Here is a 16,329-nt window from a genome sequence, read left to right as displayed (position 1 = left end):
GCATCGCTGTACTCGCCGACAAAGCCCTCCCGCCCATGCTGCCCCGCGCCGAACAGAAGCAACAGACCCGCCTCGCCCTGATGGACGCTGCCCGCCATCTGATGGAGTGTGGCCGTGGATTTGGCAGTTTGAGCCTGCGTGAAGTGGCCAAGACCGCCGGCATTGTACCGACGGGCTTCTATCGCCACTTTGCCGATATGGACGAGTTGGGCCTCGTATTGGTGAGTGAGGTGGGCCAGACCTTTCGCGCCACTATTCGCCTGGTGCGCCACAACGAATTCATGATGGGCGGCATTATCGACGCCTCGGTGCGGATCTTTCTCGATGTGGTCTCGGCCAACCGTTCGCAATTCCTGTTCCTGGCGCGCGAGCAATACGGCGGTTGCCTGGCTGTACGCCAAGCCATCAGTGCCCTGCGCGAAGACATCACGCGCGACCTCGCTGCCGACCTGACCCTGATGCCCAAGTTGCAGCACCTGGACGCCGAAGGCCTGCACGTGATGGCCGACCTGATCGTCAAAAGCGTGTTCGCCACCCTCCCCGACATCATCGACCCACCGGCCCAGGCCTTGCCTGACCACCTCTCGCCCCAGGCGAAAATCACCCAGCAACTGCGCTTTATCTTTATCGGCCTCAAGCATTGGCAAGGGCTGGGCAGTACGGAGTAGGCCGGTCAGCCAGCGGAGTGAAAGCGCTTGGCGGTGCTGTAGTTTTTGTTCCAGTAGCGATTGCTCAGTGAATCGATTCGCACCTTCTTACCCGTGCGCGGCGAATGAATGAATTTGCCCTCGCCTATATAGAGGCCGACATGACTGACCTGGCTGCGCCCATTACCCTTGAAGAACACCGCATCCCCAGGTTTCAGGGCATCGCGTTTGATTGTCATAGCGTTTGAACGGTGCATGGCCGCCGTGGTGCGTGGGATACGAATATTGGCTTCGGTCTTGAACAGGTAAACCAGCAAACTGCTGCAGTCGAAGCCCTGCTCCACGCTACTTCCACCCCACTTATACGAGGTGCCCAGCAATTCATGGGCGCGGTCAATCACGTTTTCGATGGCTGGCCGCTCTTGCAACTCTTGCAGTGATTGCAGGGGCGTCGCGATCTGGATAGGGGCCACCATGCGCTGTTGAATATTGGCCGATGAGGAGGACGTGAGCAGGTAAAGACTGAAAATGAATAAACACACAATTGATTTGAACATAACGGAACTCGCCGTGGACATTTAGCACAGGGCAAATCCTAACGGTCCGGCACGTAAGCAGATGAACTCCAAATCTTGAGACCCGGTAGGAAAAATCCGAAAATACATCTCACAAAGCGGATGATGGAAACCTCAAGCTTTAAACAATACCCGCCCAGGAAAAATGCACCTGTTTAGTGCCTTAAACTCAACATCGCACCAACATAAAACACCCTCGCACTTCAGTAACGCCCTATTCGGTAGCATTCCCACAAGCACCGACAGAGAATTCCTACATCAACCCGTGATTGGCAAGCCCCTTGCTCTAGCTGTTTCATCGCTCATAGCTGGAAGCTTCCTGATGCTGGTGATCCACCGCCGAATCGCCCCTCAAGCCCTCTGGGCCGCTGAATTGCTGCTGAATTTCGAAGCACGCAGCAAGAGCCGCCTGCGCTGTTTCAGTGCCGACGGTGAAGACGTCGGCCTGTTTCTGGAGCGCGGCCAGCCGCCGTTGCACGACGGCGAATTCCTACAAGCCGAAGACGGACGTGTCGTACGTGTCTGCGCTCGTCCTGAACAACTGCTGCACGTCACCTGCAGCAGTGCCTTTGAACTGACCCGCGCGGCCTATCACCTCGGCAACCGCCACGTGGCGCTGCAGGTCGGGGATGGCTGGCTGCGCCTGCTGGATGACTACGTGCTCAAGGCCATGCTTGAACAGTTGGGCGCGCATACCGAAACCCTCGAAGCACCCTTCCAGCCGGAACACGGCGCTTATGGCGGTGGCCACCATCATTCGCGCCACGGCGATGAAGACTTCAACTACCCGCCCAAGCTGCATCAGTTCGGCGTACGTCCATGAACCCAGCCTGGGCGCTGCTGCGTCTGGCCAGTCCGCAATTGCCGATTGGCGGCTACAGCTATTCCCAGGGCCTGGAAATGGCCGTTGAGAATGGCCGCGTGAAGGATGCCGCCAGCGCTCGCCGTTGGATCAGCGACCAATTGCTGCTCAACCTTGCGCGCTTCGAAGCCCCGTTGTTGCTCGCCCACTGCCGCGCCGCCGCAGAGCAGGACTGGTCAGCATTGGCGCAGCTGTGCGAAGCGCATCAAGCCAGCCGCGAAACCCGAGAGCTGTATCAGGAGAGCCGGCAGATGGGCTATTCCCTGCAACAGTTGCTCAATGGCCTGCCGGAGCTGGACAGCGACGCCCGCACCTTTCTTGAAGAGCGCCGCGAACCGCACCTGGCCCTGGGTTGGGCCCTGGCCGCACGCGCCTGGGCCATCAACCCCGACGACGCACTCGCCGCCTGGCTCTGGAGCTGGCTGGAAAACCAATTGGCCGTGCTGATGAAAACCTTGCCCCTGGGCCAGCAAGCCGCGCAACGCCTGACCAGCGAGCTGCTCCCATTGCTGCAACAGGCCCAGCAAGACGCGGCCCGCATCGACCCCCACCATTTCGGCAGCGCCGCCTTTGGCCTGTCCCTGGCGTGCATGGCCCACGAGCGCCAGTACAGCCGACTGTTCCGTTCCTAGGGCTTTAATTTTTGGAGAAGCAGATGAACACACAACCCCTGCGTGTCGGTATCGGCGGCCCGGTAGGCTCCGGCAAGACTGCCCTGACCCTGGCCCTGTGCCTCGCGTTGCGCGATCGCTACAACCTGGCGGTGGTCACCAACGACATCTACACCCGCGAAGACGCCGACTTCCTGGTGCGCAACCAGGCCCTGGCGCCGGAGCGCATCATCGGCGTGGAAACCGGCGGCTGCCCGCACACGGCGATTCGCGAGGACGCCTCGATCAACCTGGAGGCGGTGGACCAACTCAACCGCCGCTTTCCCGGCCTGGACCTGATCCTGGTGGAGTCCGGCGGCGACAACCTCTCGGCCACCTTCAGCCCGGAGCTGTCGGACCTGACCATCTACGTGATCGATGTGTCCGCTGGCGACAAGCTGCCGCGCAAAGGCGGGCCTGGTATTTGCAAATCCGACCTGCTGGTGATCAACAAGATCGACCTGGCGCCGCTGGTGGGCGCCTCACTGGAGCTGATGAACAGCGACACCCAGCGCATGCGCAATGGCAAACCCTTTGTGTTCAGCAACCAGAAAACCGGGGTCGGCCTGGAAGAAATCGTCGCCTTTATCGAACGTCAAGGCCTGCTGACCGCCGCCTGATCAACCCATAAGGAACCTGTTTATGAGCCTCAATAAACTCTTCGCAGCCGCCGCCCTGCTGCTCGCGCCTGCCCTGGCTTTCGCTCACCCTGGCCACGGCGACAACGGCCTGGTGGCCGGTATCAGCCACCCGCTGGGCGGCCTCGACCACTTGCTGGCCATGGTTGCGGTCGGTCTGTGGGCCGCACAACAAAAAGGCGCCGCGCGCTGGGCCCTGCCGTGCACCTTTGTCGGCACCATGCTGATCGGCGGGATGCTGGGTTTTGAAGGGCTGCAATTGCCCGCGCTGGAAAGCGGGATTGCCGCCTCGGTCCTGGCCCTGGGCCTGGCGGTAGCACTGGCGGTGCGTCCGCCATTGTTCATGGCCGTGGGTGCGACGGCCTTGTTTGCGCTGTTCCATGGCGTGGCCCATGGCTTGGAACTGCCGGACATGTCGAGCCCTTGGGCGTATGCCGCAGGGTTTGTCGGCGCCACCGCGGCACTGCACGCTGCCGGGTATGCGCTGGTGCGCTGGCTGCCGGCTGCGGCGGCGCCGTTGGTGCGCATTGCCGGGGCGGCTTCGGCGGCGACTGGGGTGTGGCTGCTCGCCAGCTAAACGTCGCACGCTACAAGCTGCAAGTAAAAGCCGAACCGCTCTTACTTGCAGCTTGCAGCTCACAACTTAACGCTGCCCCTCTGCTACCATGCGCGCCTACACCCCTGCCGTGACGACGCCAGCCGATGCCCATCGCTCCAAGCTCCGCCCCCCAGCCTTCATTGAATGCCGTGCTCACGCACTTCCACACCCTGATCGTGCCGCTCTGGCAGGGCCCGGGCTGGAATGCCGAATTGGCGCTGCCCTATGAGGCACTGGACGCCGATCACCGCCCACTGCCCCCGCAACGCTACCGCGCCATGGCCTGCGCCCGGCAGTTGTACCTGTTCGCCAGCCTGATCGGCGAGCCAGGGGCGGCCTTCGCAGAAGAGCGCGCGGCGGTGCTGTTCCGCTCCCTGCAACGGCACTTCCACGATGGTGAGCACGGCGGCTGGTTCTACAGCATCGACCCCGCCGGCCAGCCGCTGGACAAGCGCAAAGACCTCTACACCCATGCTTTCATCATTTTCGCCTGCGCCCATTACTGGGCCAAGGTGCGTGAGCCGCTGGTGGAGTCGGTGCTCGATGCGGCCCTGGAAGTGGTCGCCACACGCTTTGCCAGCGGCGACGGCCTCTACGAAGCGGTATTGGAGCGCAACTGGTCATCGCTCAAATCCGGCCCCCTGCAAAACCCGCTGATGCACCTGGCCGAAGGCTTCCTCGCCACGCTGGCCGTGCGCGAAGATGCCATCACCCAAGACGCCCTGCTGGACTTGGCCACCGCGATGCAGAAGCACTTTATCGACCGTCAGCACGGCGTGATGATGGAAAAACCGTTGGATGCTGTGGATAACTGGTTTGAGCCGGGACACCAGTTCGAATGGTTCTTTTTGCTTGAATCGTCGGATGTGCTGCGCGGCACACCACTGCATGTCTCACTGACGCGGGCATTTGCCTACGCAGAACTCAAGGGTGTGGATAACGCGACCGGGGCGGTCAGCGGCATGTTGGCACTCGACGGCAGCGTACGCGACGGCACCCAGCGTATCTGGGCCCAGGCGGAATACCTGCGGGCACTGACCTTGCGGCCTGGCAGTGAGGCGGTGCTGCAGCGCCAATTGCTCGCGCTGCAACAGCACTTCCTGCATGAGAAAGGCTGGCATGAATGCCTGGATGCCAACGGTGCGGTGAGCCGGCGGGATATGCCATCGACCACACCGTATCATTTGGCAACCTGCTACCAGGGGCTGATCCAGCATCTTGGGTGACCTGCAGGGCTTCATCGGGAGCAAGCCCCCTCCCACATTTGACCGTATTCACAAATTTGAAGGTGTGAACACGAGCCAATGTGGGAGAGGCGGTGCGACGATTCGACTTGCTCCCGATGGCTTCACCGCGGTCTAACGACCCATCACGCAATCCACTTGCGATCCCCGGTAAAGCTGATCGTCAACCAGCGCGCCGCATCCGGTTTGCCCAGCCCTGTGGATATCTCTTCACGCAGCCCATCGAGGGTCGCGACGTTATCCACCGGGTAATCCGCCGGCAGCACCACGTGAATTTCGATGAACCGCGCCCGACCGTGCTTTTGCACGTAGGACACGTAGTCGTCGAACCCATGCTTGGCCTGCGCCGCGTCCATCACCTCGCGGACTGTGTCGTCCAAGTGATCCGGCGCAATCCCCAGCACCTCGCGCAACGCCGGACGCAGGATCTTGAACGCCGGCGCCAGCATGCTCAGCGCCAGCAGGATCAGGATCAATGGGTCGACATACACCGCCCACTCGCCATAGCCCTGGGATTTAAGCAACAGCGCGGCGAGGAAGCTGACCAGCAAGCCCACAGAGAGCATCGCGTCCACCAGCCAACTGATGTTGTCGAACTGGATCAGAGAGGATTTCAGCGTGCGGTTGCGATAGCGCACATAGAAGAAGTAGGCGAACTCGACGACGGTAAACACCGCCGCGTAGATGATCACCAGGCCCAACTCGATCTCGCGCCCGCCATTGATAATGCCGAACACACCGTTAAGGAATGCATAGATGGCGATCAGGAGCAGGAAGCTGCCTTCGATCAACAGCACCATGGGTTCCAGATGCCAATAGCCGAACTGGAAGCGCTCGTTGCTCTTCTTGGCGATCAGCTTGGCCGTGATCAGCATCAACACCTTGATGGCGGTGGCGATCAGCGAGAAAAAGCCGTCGAACAGAATGGATTGGGCGCCAGATACCACACCCGTGACAATCCCGGCGATCGCTACAGCGAGCATCAGGATCGTCGATTGTTTGAGCAGTGACTGCTCACCTCGGTTACTCACATTTCCTCCCGTCAAAACCCTAAATCCGCACGATACGGAGGGGCTTTCAAGCCGGGGGAGTATACCTTATGTCGTGTTTTGGCCGATTTGACGCCATCGGGGCGGTGCGACGATTCGACAAGCCCCGATGGCAACGACGCGCTCTAGAGCCTTACTTGGCCCCACGCTCAATCGCAAACCCAGCCCAGGTCTGGCTCACCGGCATCAGTTCCAGGCGGTTGATGTTGACGTGTGCCGGGGTGTTCAGCACCCAGAAGATGGTGTCGGCGATGTCCTGCGGCTGGATCGGCTCGGCGCCGGCGTAGGTGGCGTCGTAGCGCGCCTGGTCACCGCCGAAGCGCACCAGGGAAAACTCGCTTTCGCACAGGCCCGGCTCAATGTTGGTCACACGCACACCGGTGCCTTGCAGGTCGCAGCGCAGGTTCAGGGAGAACTGCTTCACGAATGCCTTGGAACCGCCATACACGTGGCTGCCCGGGTACGGGTAGCTGCCGGCGATGGAGCCCAGGTTGATGATCCCGGCGCCACGGCCGTGAGCGATCAGGCGCGGCAGCAGCAGGCTGGTGGTGGTCAGCAGGCCTTTGATGTTGGTGTCGACCATGGTTTCCCAATCGTCGAGGTCGCACTTGGGCGCCGGGTCGGTGCCCACGGCCAGGCCGGCGTTGTTGATCAGCCCGCGCAGGGTGGCAAACGATGGCGGCAGGTTGGCGATCGCGTCTTCCATGCCTTTGCGATCCCGTACGTCCACCACCAGGCCGTGCACTTCGGTCTGTTTGGAAAGCTCTTCGACCAGCGCGTTCAGACGCTCGGCACGACGACCGGTGAGCACCAGTTTCCAGCCGGCTTCGGCAAACCGACGGGCGCAGGCTTCGCCGAAACCTGAGGTGGCGCCAGTAATAAACAGCGTGTTGGACATGGTGTTCTCCTTGCGGGCATCGGGAAAAAAATCAGCCAGCAGAATGCCCGTACGCCGCGGTTGCGGCAACCGCTATGCACATAACGTCGCGCACACCTGATCACTTTTTAACCATATCGAGCAAAGCCTTATAAACCGTGGCTTGCAGGCATATGCGCGCAGGTTATCCACAGCTGCGCCCACAGTCTTTGGGGGCAAGTGCAAAACGCTTCAGGCCGCTGTGTACAAGGCTTTCAGGCAGTTTTAGAAAGTTTTTTGCTTGACCTGGACACAGGCGTATGTAGGCCTAGGAGCAGCGGGGGAAAACGAACGATGGCTCCAGGCCAGTCATTCCGGCCTCTGCGGCCGTCTTTCCAGAGTTTAATCACAGACTTATCCACAGGCTGGAAGGACATAATTCGTTCATATACCTGTGTCTTTAAACAGGTTGACAAACCTCCTGATCGGTCGCGAAAAAGCCGCTGATCAAAAAACAACCACGCCGCTGCAAGCCACGGTTTTAAAGGCGTTCAGCCAGCTACTCCCACGTTACCCACAGCCGGTTCCACAGTGGATGGGGACAAGTCAAAACTGTGACAAAACAGGGATTTGCGGCGGCTATATGTCGCGCTTTGGAGGGTGGCTGGATTTGTTTTCCACAATTTGGGATCGCCCCTTGCAGGCGCCACAAAACAAATGTGGGAGGGGGTTTGCCCCTCCCACAGGAGTACTGCGTCGTTATTTAGATCAGTGGCCCCCGAGGTAGGCGTTGCGCACTTCCTCGTTCACCAGCAACTCCTTGCCGGTACCCGTCAGGCGAATCTCGCCGTTGACCATCACATACGCCCGGTCAGACAAGCGCAGCGCGTGGTTGGCGTTCTGCTCGACCAGGAAGATAGTCATCCCGGTGGAGGCCAGCTCGCGCAGGGTGGAAAAGATCTGCTTCACCACAATCGGCGCCAGGCCCAGGCTCGGCTCGTCCAACAGCAACAGTTTGGGCCGGCTCATCAGCGCGCGGGCGATGGCGAGCATTTGCTGTTCGCCACCGGACATGGTCATGGCGCGCTGGTTACGTCGTTCCTTGAGCCGTGGGAACAGCTCGAACATGCGTTGCATATCTTCCTGGGCGAACTTGTCACCAATCGGGATAGTGCCCATCAGCAGGTTTTCCTCGACAGTCATGTCGGGGAACACCCGCCGCCCTTCCGGCGACTGCGCAATGCCGTTGGAGGCGATGTAGTGGGACGACTTGTGGGTAATGTCGACGCCGTTGTAGATGATCTGTCCCGACTCAGCCCGTGGCTGGCCGAAGATCGACATCAGCAGCGTGGATTTACCCGCGCCGTTGGAGCCGATCAGGCTCACGGTTTCGCCTTCGTTGATGTGCAGCGAGACTTTTTTCAGGGCCTGGATCGGGCCGTAGAACACGTCCAGGTCCTTCATTTCGAGGATAGGTGCACTCATACCAGCTCCTCTTCGTCTGCGCCCAGGTAGGCGGCAATCACTTTCGGGTCGTTGCGGATCGCTTCCGGCCCGCCTTCGGCGATCACGTTGCCGTGGTCCAGCACCACAATGTGGTCGGAAATACTCATCACCATGCCCATGTCGTGTTCGATCAGCACCACCGTCAGGTCGTGTTCGTCGCGCAACAGGCGAATCATCGCGCTGAGGGCTTCGGTTTCCTGGGGGTTGAGGCCCGCTGCGGGCTCGTCCAGGCAGATGATCTGCGGCCGGGTGCACATGGCGCGGGCGATTTCCAGGCGGCGCTGTTGGCCGTAGGAAAGCTCACCGGCCAGGCGGTTGGCGCAGTCCACCAGGTCCACCACTTCGAGCCAGTAGAACGCGTGGTCGAGGGCATCGCTTTCGGCCTTGCGGTAGCCCTTGGTGTTGAGGATGCCCGCCAGCATGTTGCGGTTGACCCACATGTGCTGGGCCACCAGCAGGTTTTCCAGCACCGACATTTCCTTGAACAGGCGAATGTTCTGGAAAGTCCGCGCCAGGCCGGCGCGGTTAACCAGGTGGGTGCCGCCGAACATCTTGTAGTAGACGCGACTGAAGAAGCTTTTCGGCGACACGAAGTCGACCGCTTTGAAACGCTCGCCGAGCAGTTGGATCACGTTGGTCTGCTTGCCGCGAATGTTCAGTTCGATCTTGCCGCCGCTGGCTTTGTAGAAGCCGGTGAGGCAGTTGAACACGGTGGTCTTGCCCGCGCCGTTGGGGCCGATCAGGGCGAAGATCGAGTTGCGTTCGACCTTGAGGCTCACATCGCTCAAGGCCTTGATGCCACCGAAGTGCATCATCAGGTGTTCCACGGAAAGGACGACTTCCTTGCTCATGGCGCTACCCCCTTGCGTGGCGTCACACCGGTACGGCTGATCCGAATCAGGCCGCGCGGTCGCCAGATCATCATCACCACCATCAACACGCCAAACAGCAGCACGCGGTATTCGCTGAAGCTGCGCAACAGTTCAGGCGCGACGGTCAAGACGAACGCCGCGATCACCACGCCGACCGTCGAGCCCATGCCGCCCAACACCACGATGGCCAGGATCAGCGCCGACTCGAAGAAGGTGAACGACGACGGGTTGACGAAGCCCTGGTAACTGGCAAAGAACACCCCGGCCAAACCGGCCGTGGACGCGCCGATGGTGAAGGCCGAGAGCTTGACCAGCACATGGTTCAGGCCCATGGAGCGGCAGGCGATCTCATCTTCGCGCAAGGCTTCCCAGGCGCGGCCGACTGGCATGCGGGTCAGGCGGTGCTTGATGTACAGCACGGCCAGCACCACCAGGAACAGCACGATGTAGATGAACATGAACTTGATGTTGGGGTTGTAATCGATGCCGAAGAACTCGTGGAACGGAATCCCGCCCTCCTTTGCCTTGCGCCCGAACTCCAGGCCCAGGAAGGTCGGCGAAGGCACCGGCATACCGTTGGGGCCGCCGGTGAACGACAGCCAGTTGTTGAGTACCAGGCGAATGATTTCACCGAAGCCCAGGGTCACGATGGCGAGGTAGTCACCGTGCATTCGCAACACCGGGAAGCCGAGTATGCATCCCGCCAGCGCCGCCGCGATGGCCGCCAGCGGCAGCACGCTCCAGAAGCCCAGGCCGAGGTATTGATAACCCAGCGCCAGGCCGTAGGCACCGATGGCGTAGAACGCCACGTACCCCAAGTCGAGCAGCCCCGCCAGGCCGACCACGATGTTCAGGCCCAGGCCCAGCAACACGTAGATCAGCCCGAGGATCACCACGGTCAGCAGGTACTTGTTGGCGAAGATCGGGAACACGATGGCGATCACGATAAGCGCCGGAATGATCCAACGCAGCCGCGACTTGTAGTCCGGCGGCAGCACATGCACGCCGGAACCGCTGCTTTCGAAGCCTTGCAGAATCTTCAGGCCCTTGGGGGTTTGCAGGAACAGGCTGAGGGCAAAGCGCCCGGCCATCACGATGGCGACCAGGGTGGCCACGCGCGCAGGTTCCAGGTTGAAGCTGTAGCCGTCGAGGACCACGCCGACGATCGGACCGAACACGATCAGCGAAATAAGGCCGGCGAGGACCGTATCGACCACACTTTTCTTGATATCGATGGGTTTGGCAGCAGACATGTTTACACCTTCGCCACGAGTGGGCGACCAAGCAGGCCCTGGGGACGGAAAATCAGAATCACCACCAGCAGGGAGAAACTGAACACGTCTTTGTAGTCAGAGTTGATCAACCCCGAGAACAATGACTCGGAGATACCGAGGATGATCCCGCCCAGCATCGCCCCAGGCAGGGAACCGATGCCGCCGAGTACCGCTGCGGTAAACGCCTTGATGCCGATGATGAAGCCGGCGTAGAAGTCGAACGTGCCGTAGTTGAGGGTGATCAGCACGCCGGCCAGGGCCGCCATGGCGGCACCGATGACAAACACGTAGGAGATCACGCGGTCGGTGTTGATCCCCAGGATCGAGGCCATCTTGCGGTCTTGCTGGGTGGCGCGGCACATGCGGCCGAGCTTGGTGTACTTGATGATGTAGGTCAGCAAGGCCATGCCGGCGAATGCCGCGACCAGGATGAACACTTTGGTGTACGTAAGCTGCACGAAGCCTGTGCCGATATCGACACGCCAGGCCCCGGCCAGCAGGGTTGGAATACCTTGTTGCTTGGCGCCCTGGGCGATCTGCGCGTAGTTCTGCAGGATCAGGGAGATGCCGATGGCGCTGATCAGCGGAGCCAGTCGGGTGGAGTTGCGCAGCGGTTTGTAGGCGACCCGTTCAATGACCCAACCGTACACGCCAGTGACGACCACGGTGAAGATCAGGGTGCCGAGAATGAGCAGCGGGAAGGATTCGATGCCGAAGTAAGCCAGCAGTGCCAGACTGATCGCCGCGAGGTAAGCGGAAATCATATAAACCTCGCCGTGGGCGAAGTTGATCATGCCAATGATGCCATAGACCATTGTGTAGCCGATGGCGATCAGGCCATAGACCGACCCGAGGGTCAGGCCGTTGACCAGTTGCTGCAGGAAAATACCATCCATAACGCAATCTCACGCGGTGAGCACCTGCACACCGGTGGGTGTGCGGCGCTTCTGGAGGAAAAGACAGATCTCGATAACAACACGGGGCCCAATGTGGGAGGGGGCTTGCCCCCGATGCGGTGGGTCAGCTGAACAACTGTTGACTGACACACCGCTATCGGGGGCAAGCCCCCTCCCACATGGATTACTTCTGCTTTTCCAACTGGTGGTATTTGCCGTCTTTATCCCACTGGTAAACCACGTAGTCGGAGACTTTCAGGTCGCCCTTCGCGTCCCAGGTCTTCTCGCCCATCACGGTTTTGACCGGGTGCGCTTTCAGCCATTTGGCCGCGTCTTCGCCCTTGTTGGACTTGGCGCCGTTGAAACCGGCGGCCAGGGCCTGCAGTGAGGCGTAGGCGTACAGGGTGTAGCCTTCTGGCTCGTAGCCGGCCTTGCGGAACTCTTCCACCACGGCCTTGCTGTCAGGCAGCAGGCGCGGGTCGGCACCAAAGGTCATGTAGACGCCATCGACGTATTGCGCGCCGCCAGCGGTGGCCACCAGTTCATCGGTCACTACGCCGTCATCGGACATGAACTTGACGTCTTTGAGGCCCGCTTCACGAATCTGGCGAACCAAAGGACCGGCTTCCGGGTGCAGGCCGCCGAAGTACACGACGTCGGCGCCCAGGGAGCGGATTTTGGTGACGAGGGCGCTGAAGTCTTTCTCGCCACGCGTCAGGCCTTCTTCAAGCACCGGCTTGACGCCGCGCTTGGTCAACTGGGCAGCAGTGGCGTCGGCCAGGCCTTTGCCGTAGGTGTCCTTGTCGTTGATGACCGCGACTTTCTTGCCCTTGAGCACGTCGACGATGTAGTCGCCGGCGACGATACCCTGCTGGTCGTCACGCCCGCACATGCGGAACATGGCGCCCAGGCCGCGCTCGGTCACTTGTGGGTTGGTCGAGCCTGGGGTGATCGCAATGATGCCCGCTTCGTCGTAAACCTCGGAGGCCGGGATGGTGTTAGACGAGCAGAAGTGCCCGACCACGCCGATCACTTTGTCCTGGTCCGCCAGGCGGTTGGCCACGGCCACGGCCTGTTTCGGCTCACAGGCATCGTCGCCTGCCACCAGCACAACCTTCTCGCCGTTGATGCCGCCGGCCTTGTTGATCACTTCGGCTGCCGCCTGTGCACCCTTCATGTACTGCTCACCGAACGAGGCATTGGCGCCAGTCATCGGCCCCGCAACGCCAATCTTCACATCAGCTTGAACAAACGTAGAAACACCCAGCGCCGCTGCAACGGCGAGGGCCAGAAAACCTTTCTTGTAAAACGTCTGGGACATGAGTGGTGCTCCGATATTTTTGATTTTTGGCACGACAACTTGCGTTCAAACTTTTCACTGAAAGCCCAGAGCAAGGCGCGTGCCATTAGTTTTTTATTCTTCAAAAAGACACGGTGTCATTGTTATTGCAGGCGTTTCGGCTCCGCTCGCCAGGACGTGCAACCCTCTAGCATCAATAGGTGCAACCCATGGACCGAAAAAGTACAACCCTGACGGGTCGCACCTGCAACCAAAGCAATAAACGACAGTTCCTACAGCTGTAACAGACTGCGTAACGGAACTGCACATTTACAGTGCGCGACTGCTACGACCTGCACCAATACAGATTAGTAGCCTGCTAAGAAAATGCAGGCTTCTGAGCGGTATTTCGCTGATCAGATCACGATCCTCAGGCATTGGCCGGCGTGATACAGCGAAAATCCGGCTTCGTACAGGCAACTGCGCAGCCCAACTGCGGCCAGCGGTTGCATGGGGGTAAACGGAATCGGCAAGGCCTGGGGATTCTGGTGACACAAGTAGTCGGCAAACGCCTTGCCGACCACGCTGCCGGTGGTCACGCCGCGCCCGTTATAACCCGTTACCGCTACCAGGCCCGGAGCCGGTTCGAACAGGCGCATCAGGTGATCGGGGGTAAAGGCGATGCAGCCGGTCCAGGTGAACTCCCATTGCACCGATTTGAGGTACGGGAAGTAATGTTGCTGCACCCGATCAGCCCAGGCCTTGAGGAACCACGCCGGTTTCTGGTTGCCGTTGCCCAGGCTGCCGAGCAACAGGCGGCCGTCGGCATCGCGGCGGATGCTGCTCAATACCTGGCGCGTATCCCATGAGCCTTGGCCGCCGGGCAGAATCTGCTCGGCGGCAGCGTCGGTCAGCGGCGCGGAGGCGACCTGGTAGTAGTAGCCGGGGAAAAAATTGCGCCGCAGCTCGGTCCATTCACCTTCGGTGTAGGCGTTGGAGGCGATGACCACTTGTGCCGCCTGCACCGAACCGTTGGCGGTCTGCACCGACCAGCTTGCGCCTTGGCGCTCCAGTTGGGTGACCGGCGAATGGTCGAACAACCGCCCGCCAAGTCCCACGGCGGCATTCGCCAGACCGCTGGTGTAGGCCATCGGGTTCAAGGTGCCGGCACGCCGGTCCAGCAAGGCGGCGGCGATTTTCTTCGTGCCGGTGGCCTGCTCGCAGGCCTGGCCGGTGAGCAATTCCACCGGCGCGCCACGGCGCTTCCACTGTTCCTCACGACTGCGCAAATCCGCTTCGCCACGGGCGTTATGCGCCATGTGCAAGGTGCCCTCGCGGCGCAATTGGCAATCGATGGTGTATTTGTCGATCAGGCTGAACACCAGCGACGGTGCTGCGCCGAGCATGCGGTTGAGCTGGCTGCCCACCGCTTCGCCGAATCCGGCTTCGATCTCGTCCGGGGGAATCCAAAGGCCGGCATTCACCAGCCCGACGTTGCGCCCCGAACCACCATGGCCGGTGCGATGAGCCTCCAGCACGGCGACGCTTTTACCCTGTTCCAACAAGTGAATGGCGGCCGACAAACCGGTGATGCCGGCGCCGATCACGCACACATCCACCTTGACCTCGCCCTTGAGCGCGGCACGATCCGGCCGGCCAGGGGTGAGGTGTTCCCACAAACATGTTTCGCGAAGTGCCATTGCCAGACTCCGGTGAGACCCAACAAGCGTTTTTCTTGTTCAACACCATCACTGTAGGAGCGAGCTTGCTCGCGAAAAACGCGAGAGCGGCGCGGGCATTCAGGATGCCCGCGTGATCGTTGACGATCTTCGCGAGCAAGCTCGCTCCTACAGAATCAGTCGAAGGTGATGCCCTGGGCCAGCGGCAACTCCAGCGAATAGTTCACGGTGTTGGTCTGGCGGCGCATGTACCCGCGCCATGCATCCGAACCTGACTCACGACCGCCACCGGTCTCTTTCTCTCCGCCAAACGCGCCGCCAATCTCCGCGCCGCTCGGGCCGATGTTGACGTTGGCGATCCCGCAGTCACTGCCCACCGCCGACATGAACTGCTCGGCTTCACGCACGTCAGTGGTGAAGATGCACGACGACAGGCCTTGGGGCACGGCGTTGTTCAGGCGCAGGGCTTCGGCAAAATCCTTGTAGCCGACCACGTACAGAATCGGTGCGAAAGTTTCGGTGCACACCACATCGCTCTGCTCAGGCATTTCCACAATCGCCGGCGACACGTAGTAGGCGTTGGGGAATGTGTCTTCCAGCTGGCGCTTGCCGCCGAACACCTTGCCGCCTTCGCTCAAGGCCTGCTCCAGAGCGTCCTGCATGTTGTCGAAGCCGTGCTTGTCGATCAGCGGGCCGATCAGGTTGCCTTCCAGCGGGTGGCCGATGCGCACTTTGGAATAGGCGGCCTTGAGGCGGGTGACGATTTCGTCCTTGACCGACTCGTGGGCAATCAGACGACGCAAGGTGGTGCAGCGCTGGCCGGCGGTGCCGACCGCACTGAACAGGATGGCGCGTACGGCCATGTCCAGGTCGGCGCTCGGGCCGAGGATCATCGCGTTGTTGCCGCCCAGTTCGAGGATGCTGCGGGCAAACCGCGCGGCAACTTTCGGCGCCACTTCGCGGCCCATGCGGGTGCTGCCGGTGGCGCTGATCAGCGCCACGCGAGGGTCATCCACCAGCGCAGCGCCGGCGTCGCGGCCGCCGATGACCACTTGGCTGAGGTATTGCGGGGCATCCTTGAAGTTTTTCAGCACACGCTCGAACAGTGCCTGGCACGCCAGGGCGGTGAGCGGGGTCTTTTCCGAGGGTTTCCAGATCACCGCGTTGCCGCACACCAACGCCAGGGTGGTGTTCCACGCCCACACCGCGACCGGGAAGTTGAAGGCGCTGATCACACCGACTACGCCCAGCGGGTGCCAGGTTTCACGCATATGGTGGCCCGGACGCTCGGAGGCGATGGTCAAGCCGTATAACTGGCGAGACAGGCCGACGGCGAAGTCGCAGATGTCGATCATTTCCTGCACCTCACCCAGGCCTTCCTGGGTGATCTTGCCGGCTTCCCAGGACACCAGCTCGCCCAGGTCGGCCTTGTATTCACGCAGCACATCGCCGAACTGGCGCACCAGCTCGCCGCGACGCGGTGCCGGCACGTTGCGCCAGGCATCGAATGCATGCTCGGCGCGACTGACCTGTTGCTCCACCTCGGCGGCACCTTCCCAGTGCACACTGCCGATAACGCTGCCATCGATCGGCGAATGCACGGGTTGTTTACCCGCCTGGTACAGCGCCGGGTTTACCCCGAGACGATCAAGCAATGCGGCAACCATGGGTCACTCCTTCAATCTGCAAACAGAAAATTCGCGC

General features: G+C 61.0%; 16 protein-coding genes. 6 read left to right on the top strand and 10 right to left on the bottom strand.

The features are described 5' to 3' along the window. The first annotated feature begins 35 nt into the window (after positions 1-35). Positions 36-668 carry a TetR family transcriptional regulator gene (locus AD670_RS16645; protein ID WP_053134518.1) on the top strand — a complete coding sequence of 211 codons (633 nt, stop codon included), beginning with the start codon at positions 36-38 and terminating at the stop codon, positions 666-668. A 5-nt stretch (positions 669-673) separates the two neighbouring features. Here the strand turns inward: AD670_RS16645 and AD670_RS16640 are convergent, their stop codons facing one another. Next, positions 674-1,204 (bottom strand): C40 family peptidase, encoded by a 531-nt coding sequence (locus tag AD670_RS16640; protein WP_053134516.1) that lies wholly within the window; start codon positions 1,202-1,204, stop codon positions 674-676. A gap of 340 nt (positions 1,205-1,544) precedes the next feature. Here AD670_RS16640 and ureE point away from each other — a divergent pair, with 340 nt between their 5' ends. The 5 genes from ureE to AD670_RS16615 all read left to right on the top strand — a co-directional run bounded on the left by ureE (position 1,545) and on the right by AD670_RS16615 (position 5,196). Continuing rightward, on the top strand, positions 1,545-2,045 hold the full coding sequence (ureE, locus tag AD670_RS16635; protein ID WP_053134514.1) for an urease accessory protein UreE: 501 nt from the start codon (positions 1,545-1,547) through the stop codon (positions 2,043-2,045). Further along, positions 2,042-2,716, top strand: coding sequence for an urease accessory protein UreF (locus AD670_RS16630; protein ID WP_053134512.1), 675 nt, complete (start codon positions 2,042-2,044; stop codon positions 2,714-2,716). Before ureE ends, AD670_RS16630 begins: the two co-directional genes overlap by 4 nt. Before the next feature lie 23 nt (positions 2,717-2,739). Further along, positions 2,740-3,354: an urease accessory protein UreG gene (gene ureG, locus AD670_RS16625; RefSeq protein WP_012721947.1), complete on the top strand. Its 615-nt coding sequence runs from the start codon at positions 2,740-2,742 to the stop codon at positions 3,352-3,354. A 22-nt stretch (positions 3,355-3,376) separates the two neighbouring features. Further along, positions 3,377-3,949, top strand: a complete 573-nt coding sequence (locus tag AD670_RS16620) for a HupE/UreJ family protein (protein WP_053134509.1) — start codon at positions 3,377-3,379, stop codon at positions 3,947-3,949. A gap of 125 nt (positions 3,950-4,074) precedes the next feature. Then, entirely contained in the window at positions 4,075-5,196 is a 1,122-nt protein-coding gene (locus AD670_RS16615) for an AGE family epimerase/isomerase (protein WP_053134507.1), read from the top strand. Positions 5,197-5,339: 143 nt separating this feature from the next. Here AD670_RS16615 and AD670_RS16610 read toward each other — a convergent pair whose 3' ends face one another. The 9 genes from AD670_RS16610 to AD670_RS16570 all read right to left on the bottom strand — a co-directional run bounded on the left by AD670_RS16610 (position 5,340) and on the right by AD670_RS16570 (position 16,292). Beyond that, positions 5,340-6,245, bottom strand: coding sequence for a cation diffusion facilitator family transporter (locus AD670_RS16610; RefSeq protein WP_053134504.1), 906 nt, complete (start codon positions 6,243-6,245; stop codon positions 5,340-5,342). A gap of 151 nt (positions 6,246-6,396) precedes the next feature. Next, positions 6,397-7,161: an SDR family oxidoreductase gene (locus tag AD670_RS16605; RefSeq protein ID WP_053134501.1), complete on the bottom strand. Its 765-nt coding sequence runs from the start codon at positions 7,159-7,161 to the stop codon at positions 6,397-6,399. 726 nt (positions 7,162-7,887) lie between these two features. Beyond that, positions 7,888-8,604, bottom strand: a complete 717-nt coding sequence (locus AD670_RS16600; protein ID WP_025857339.1) for an ABC transporter ATP-binding protein — start codon at positions 8,602-8,604, stop codon at positions 7,888-7,890. Continuing rightward, on the bottom strand, positions 8,601-9,476 hold the full coding sequence (locus tag AD670_RS16595) for an ABC transporter ATP-binding protein (protein ID WP_053134493.1): 876 nt from the start codon (positions 9,474-9,476) through the stop codon (positions 8,601-8,603). The genes AD670_RS16600 and AD670_RS16595 overlap by 4 nt, the downstream gene beginning before the upstream one ends. Next, positions 9,473-10,750, bottom strand: coding sequence for a high-affinity branched-chain amino acid ABC transporter permease LivM (gene livM, locus AD670_RS16590; protein WP_053134492.1), 1,278 nt, complete (start codon positions 10,748-10,750; stop codon positions 9,473-9,475). The genes AD670_RS16595 and livM overlap by 4 nt, the downstream gene beginning before the upstream one ends. Before the next feature lie 2 nt (positions 10,751-10,752). Next, positions 10,753-11,667, bottom strand: coding sequence for a branched-chain amino acid ABC transporter permease (locus tag AD670_RS16585; RefSeq protein ID WP_003188099.1), 915 nt, complete (start codon positions 11,665-11,667; stop codon positions 10,753-10,755). 184 nt (positions 11,668-11,851) lie between these two features. After that, entirely contained in the window at positions 11,852-12,988 is a 1,137-nt protein-coding gene (locus tag AD670_RS16580) for a branched-chain amino acid ABC transporter substrate-binding protein (protein WP_027607701.1), read from the bottom strand. A gap of 374 nt (positions 12,989-13,362) precedes the next feature. Continuing rightward, positions 13,363-14,646, bottom strand: a complete 1,284-nt coding sequence (locus AD670_RS16575; RefSeq protein WP_053134491.1) for an FAD-binding oxidoreductase — start codon at positions 14,644-14,646, stop codon at positions 13,363-13,365. 155 nt (positions 14,647-14,801) lie between these two features. Then, entirely contained in the window at positions 14,802-16,292 is a 1,491-nt protein-coding gene (locus AD670_RS16570; RefSeq protein WP_053134490.1) for an aldehyde dehydrogenase family protein, read from the bottom strand. Positions 16,293-16,329: the final 37 nt, after the last annotated feature.

Source organism: Pseudomonas sp. MIACH (assembly GCF_001269925.1).
GTDB lineage: Bacteria > Pseudomonadota > Gammaproteobacteria > Pseudomonadales > Pseudomonadaceae > Aquipseudomonas.
Note: the sequence above shows the minus strand (reverse complement) of the source record. Positions and strands in the feature narration are given on the sequence as shown.

What these genes read in the sequence shown, in the direction of transcription:
- AD670_RS16645 (WP_053134518.1), top strand. Translation starts at nt 36, where the DNA reads ATGCTGCCCCGCGCCGAACAGAAGCAACAGACCCGCCTCGCCCTGATG.
- AD670_RS16640 (WP_053134516.1), bottom strand. Translation starts at nt 1,204, where the DNA reads ATGTTCAAATCAATTGTGTGTTTATTCATTTTCAGTCTTTACCTGCTC.
- ureE (WP_053134514.1), top strand. Translation starts at nt 1,545, where the DNA reads ATGCTGGTGATCCACCGCCGAATCGCCCCTCAAGCCCTCTGGGCCGCT.
- AD670_RS16630 (WP_053134512.1), top strand. Translation starts at nt 2,042, where the DNA reads ATGAACCCAGCCTGGGCGCTGCTGCGTCTGGCCAGTCCGCAATTGCCG.
- ureG (WP_012721947.1), top strand. Translation starts at nt 2,740, where the DNA reads ATGAACACACAACCCCTGCGTGTCGGTATCGGCGGCCCGGTAGGCTCC.
- AD670_RS16620 (WP_053134509.1), top strand. Translation starts at nt 3,377, where the DNA reads ATGAGCCTCAATAAACTCTTCGCAGCCGCCGCCCTGCTGCTCGCGCCT.
- AD670_RS16615 (WP_053134507.1), top strand. Translation starts at nt 4,075, where the DNA reads ATGCCCATCGCTCCAAGCTCCGCCCCCCAGCCTTCATTGAATGCCGTG.
- AD670_RS16605 (WP_053134501.1), bottom strand. Translation starts at nt 7,161, where the DNA reads ATGTCCAACACGCTGTTTATTACTGGCGCCACCTCAGGTTTCGGCGAA.
- AD670_RS16600 (WP_025857339.1), bottom strand. Translation starts at nt 8,604, where the DNA reads ATGAGTGCACCTATCCTCGAAATGAAGGACCTGGACGTGTTCTACGGC.
- AD670_RS16595 (WP_053134493.1), bottom strand. Translation starts at nt 9,476, where the DNA reads ATGAGCAAGGAAGTCGTCCTTTCCGTGGAACACCTGATGATGCACTTC.
- livM (WP_053134492.1), bottom strand. Translation starts at nt 10,750, where the DNA reads ATGTCTGCTGCCAAACCCATCGATATCAAGAAAAGTGTGGTCGATACG.
- AD670_RS16585 (WP_003188099.1), bottom strand. Translation starts at nt 11,667, where the DNA reads ATGGATGGTATTTTCCTGCAGCAACTGGTCAACGGCCTGACCCTCGGG.
- AD670_RS16580 (WP_027607701.1), bottom strand. Translation starts at nt 12,988, where the DNA reads ATGTCCCAGACGTTTTACAAGAAAGGTTTTCTGGCCCTCGCCGTTGCA.
- AD670_RS16575 (WP_053134491.1), bottom strand. Translation starts at nt 14,646, where the DNA reads ATGGCACTTCGCGAAACATGTTTGTGGGAACACCTCACCCCTGGCCGG.
- AD670_RS16570 (WP_053134490.1), bottom strand. Translation starts at nt 16,292, where the DNA reads ATGGTTGCCGCATTGCTTGATCGTCTCGGGGTAAACCCGGCGCTGTAC.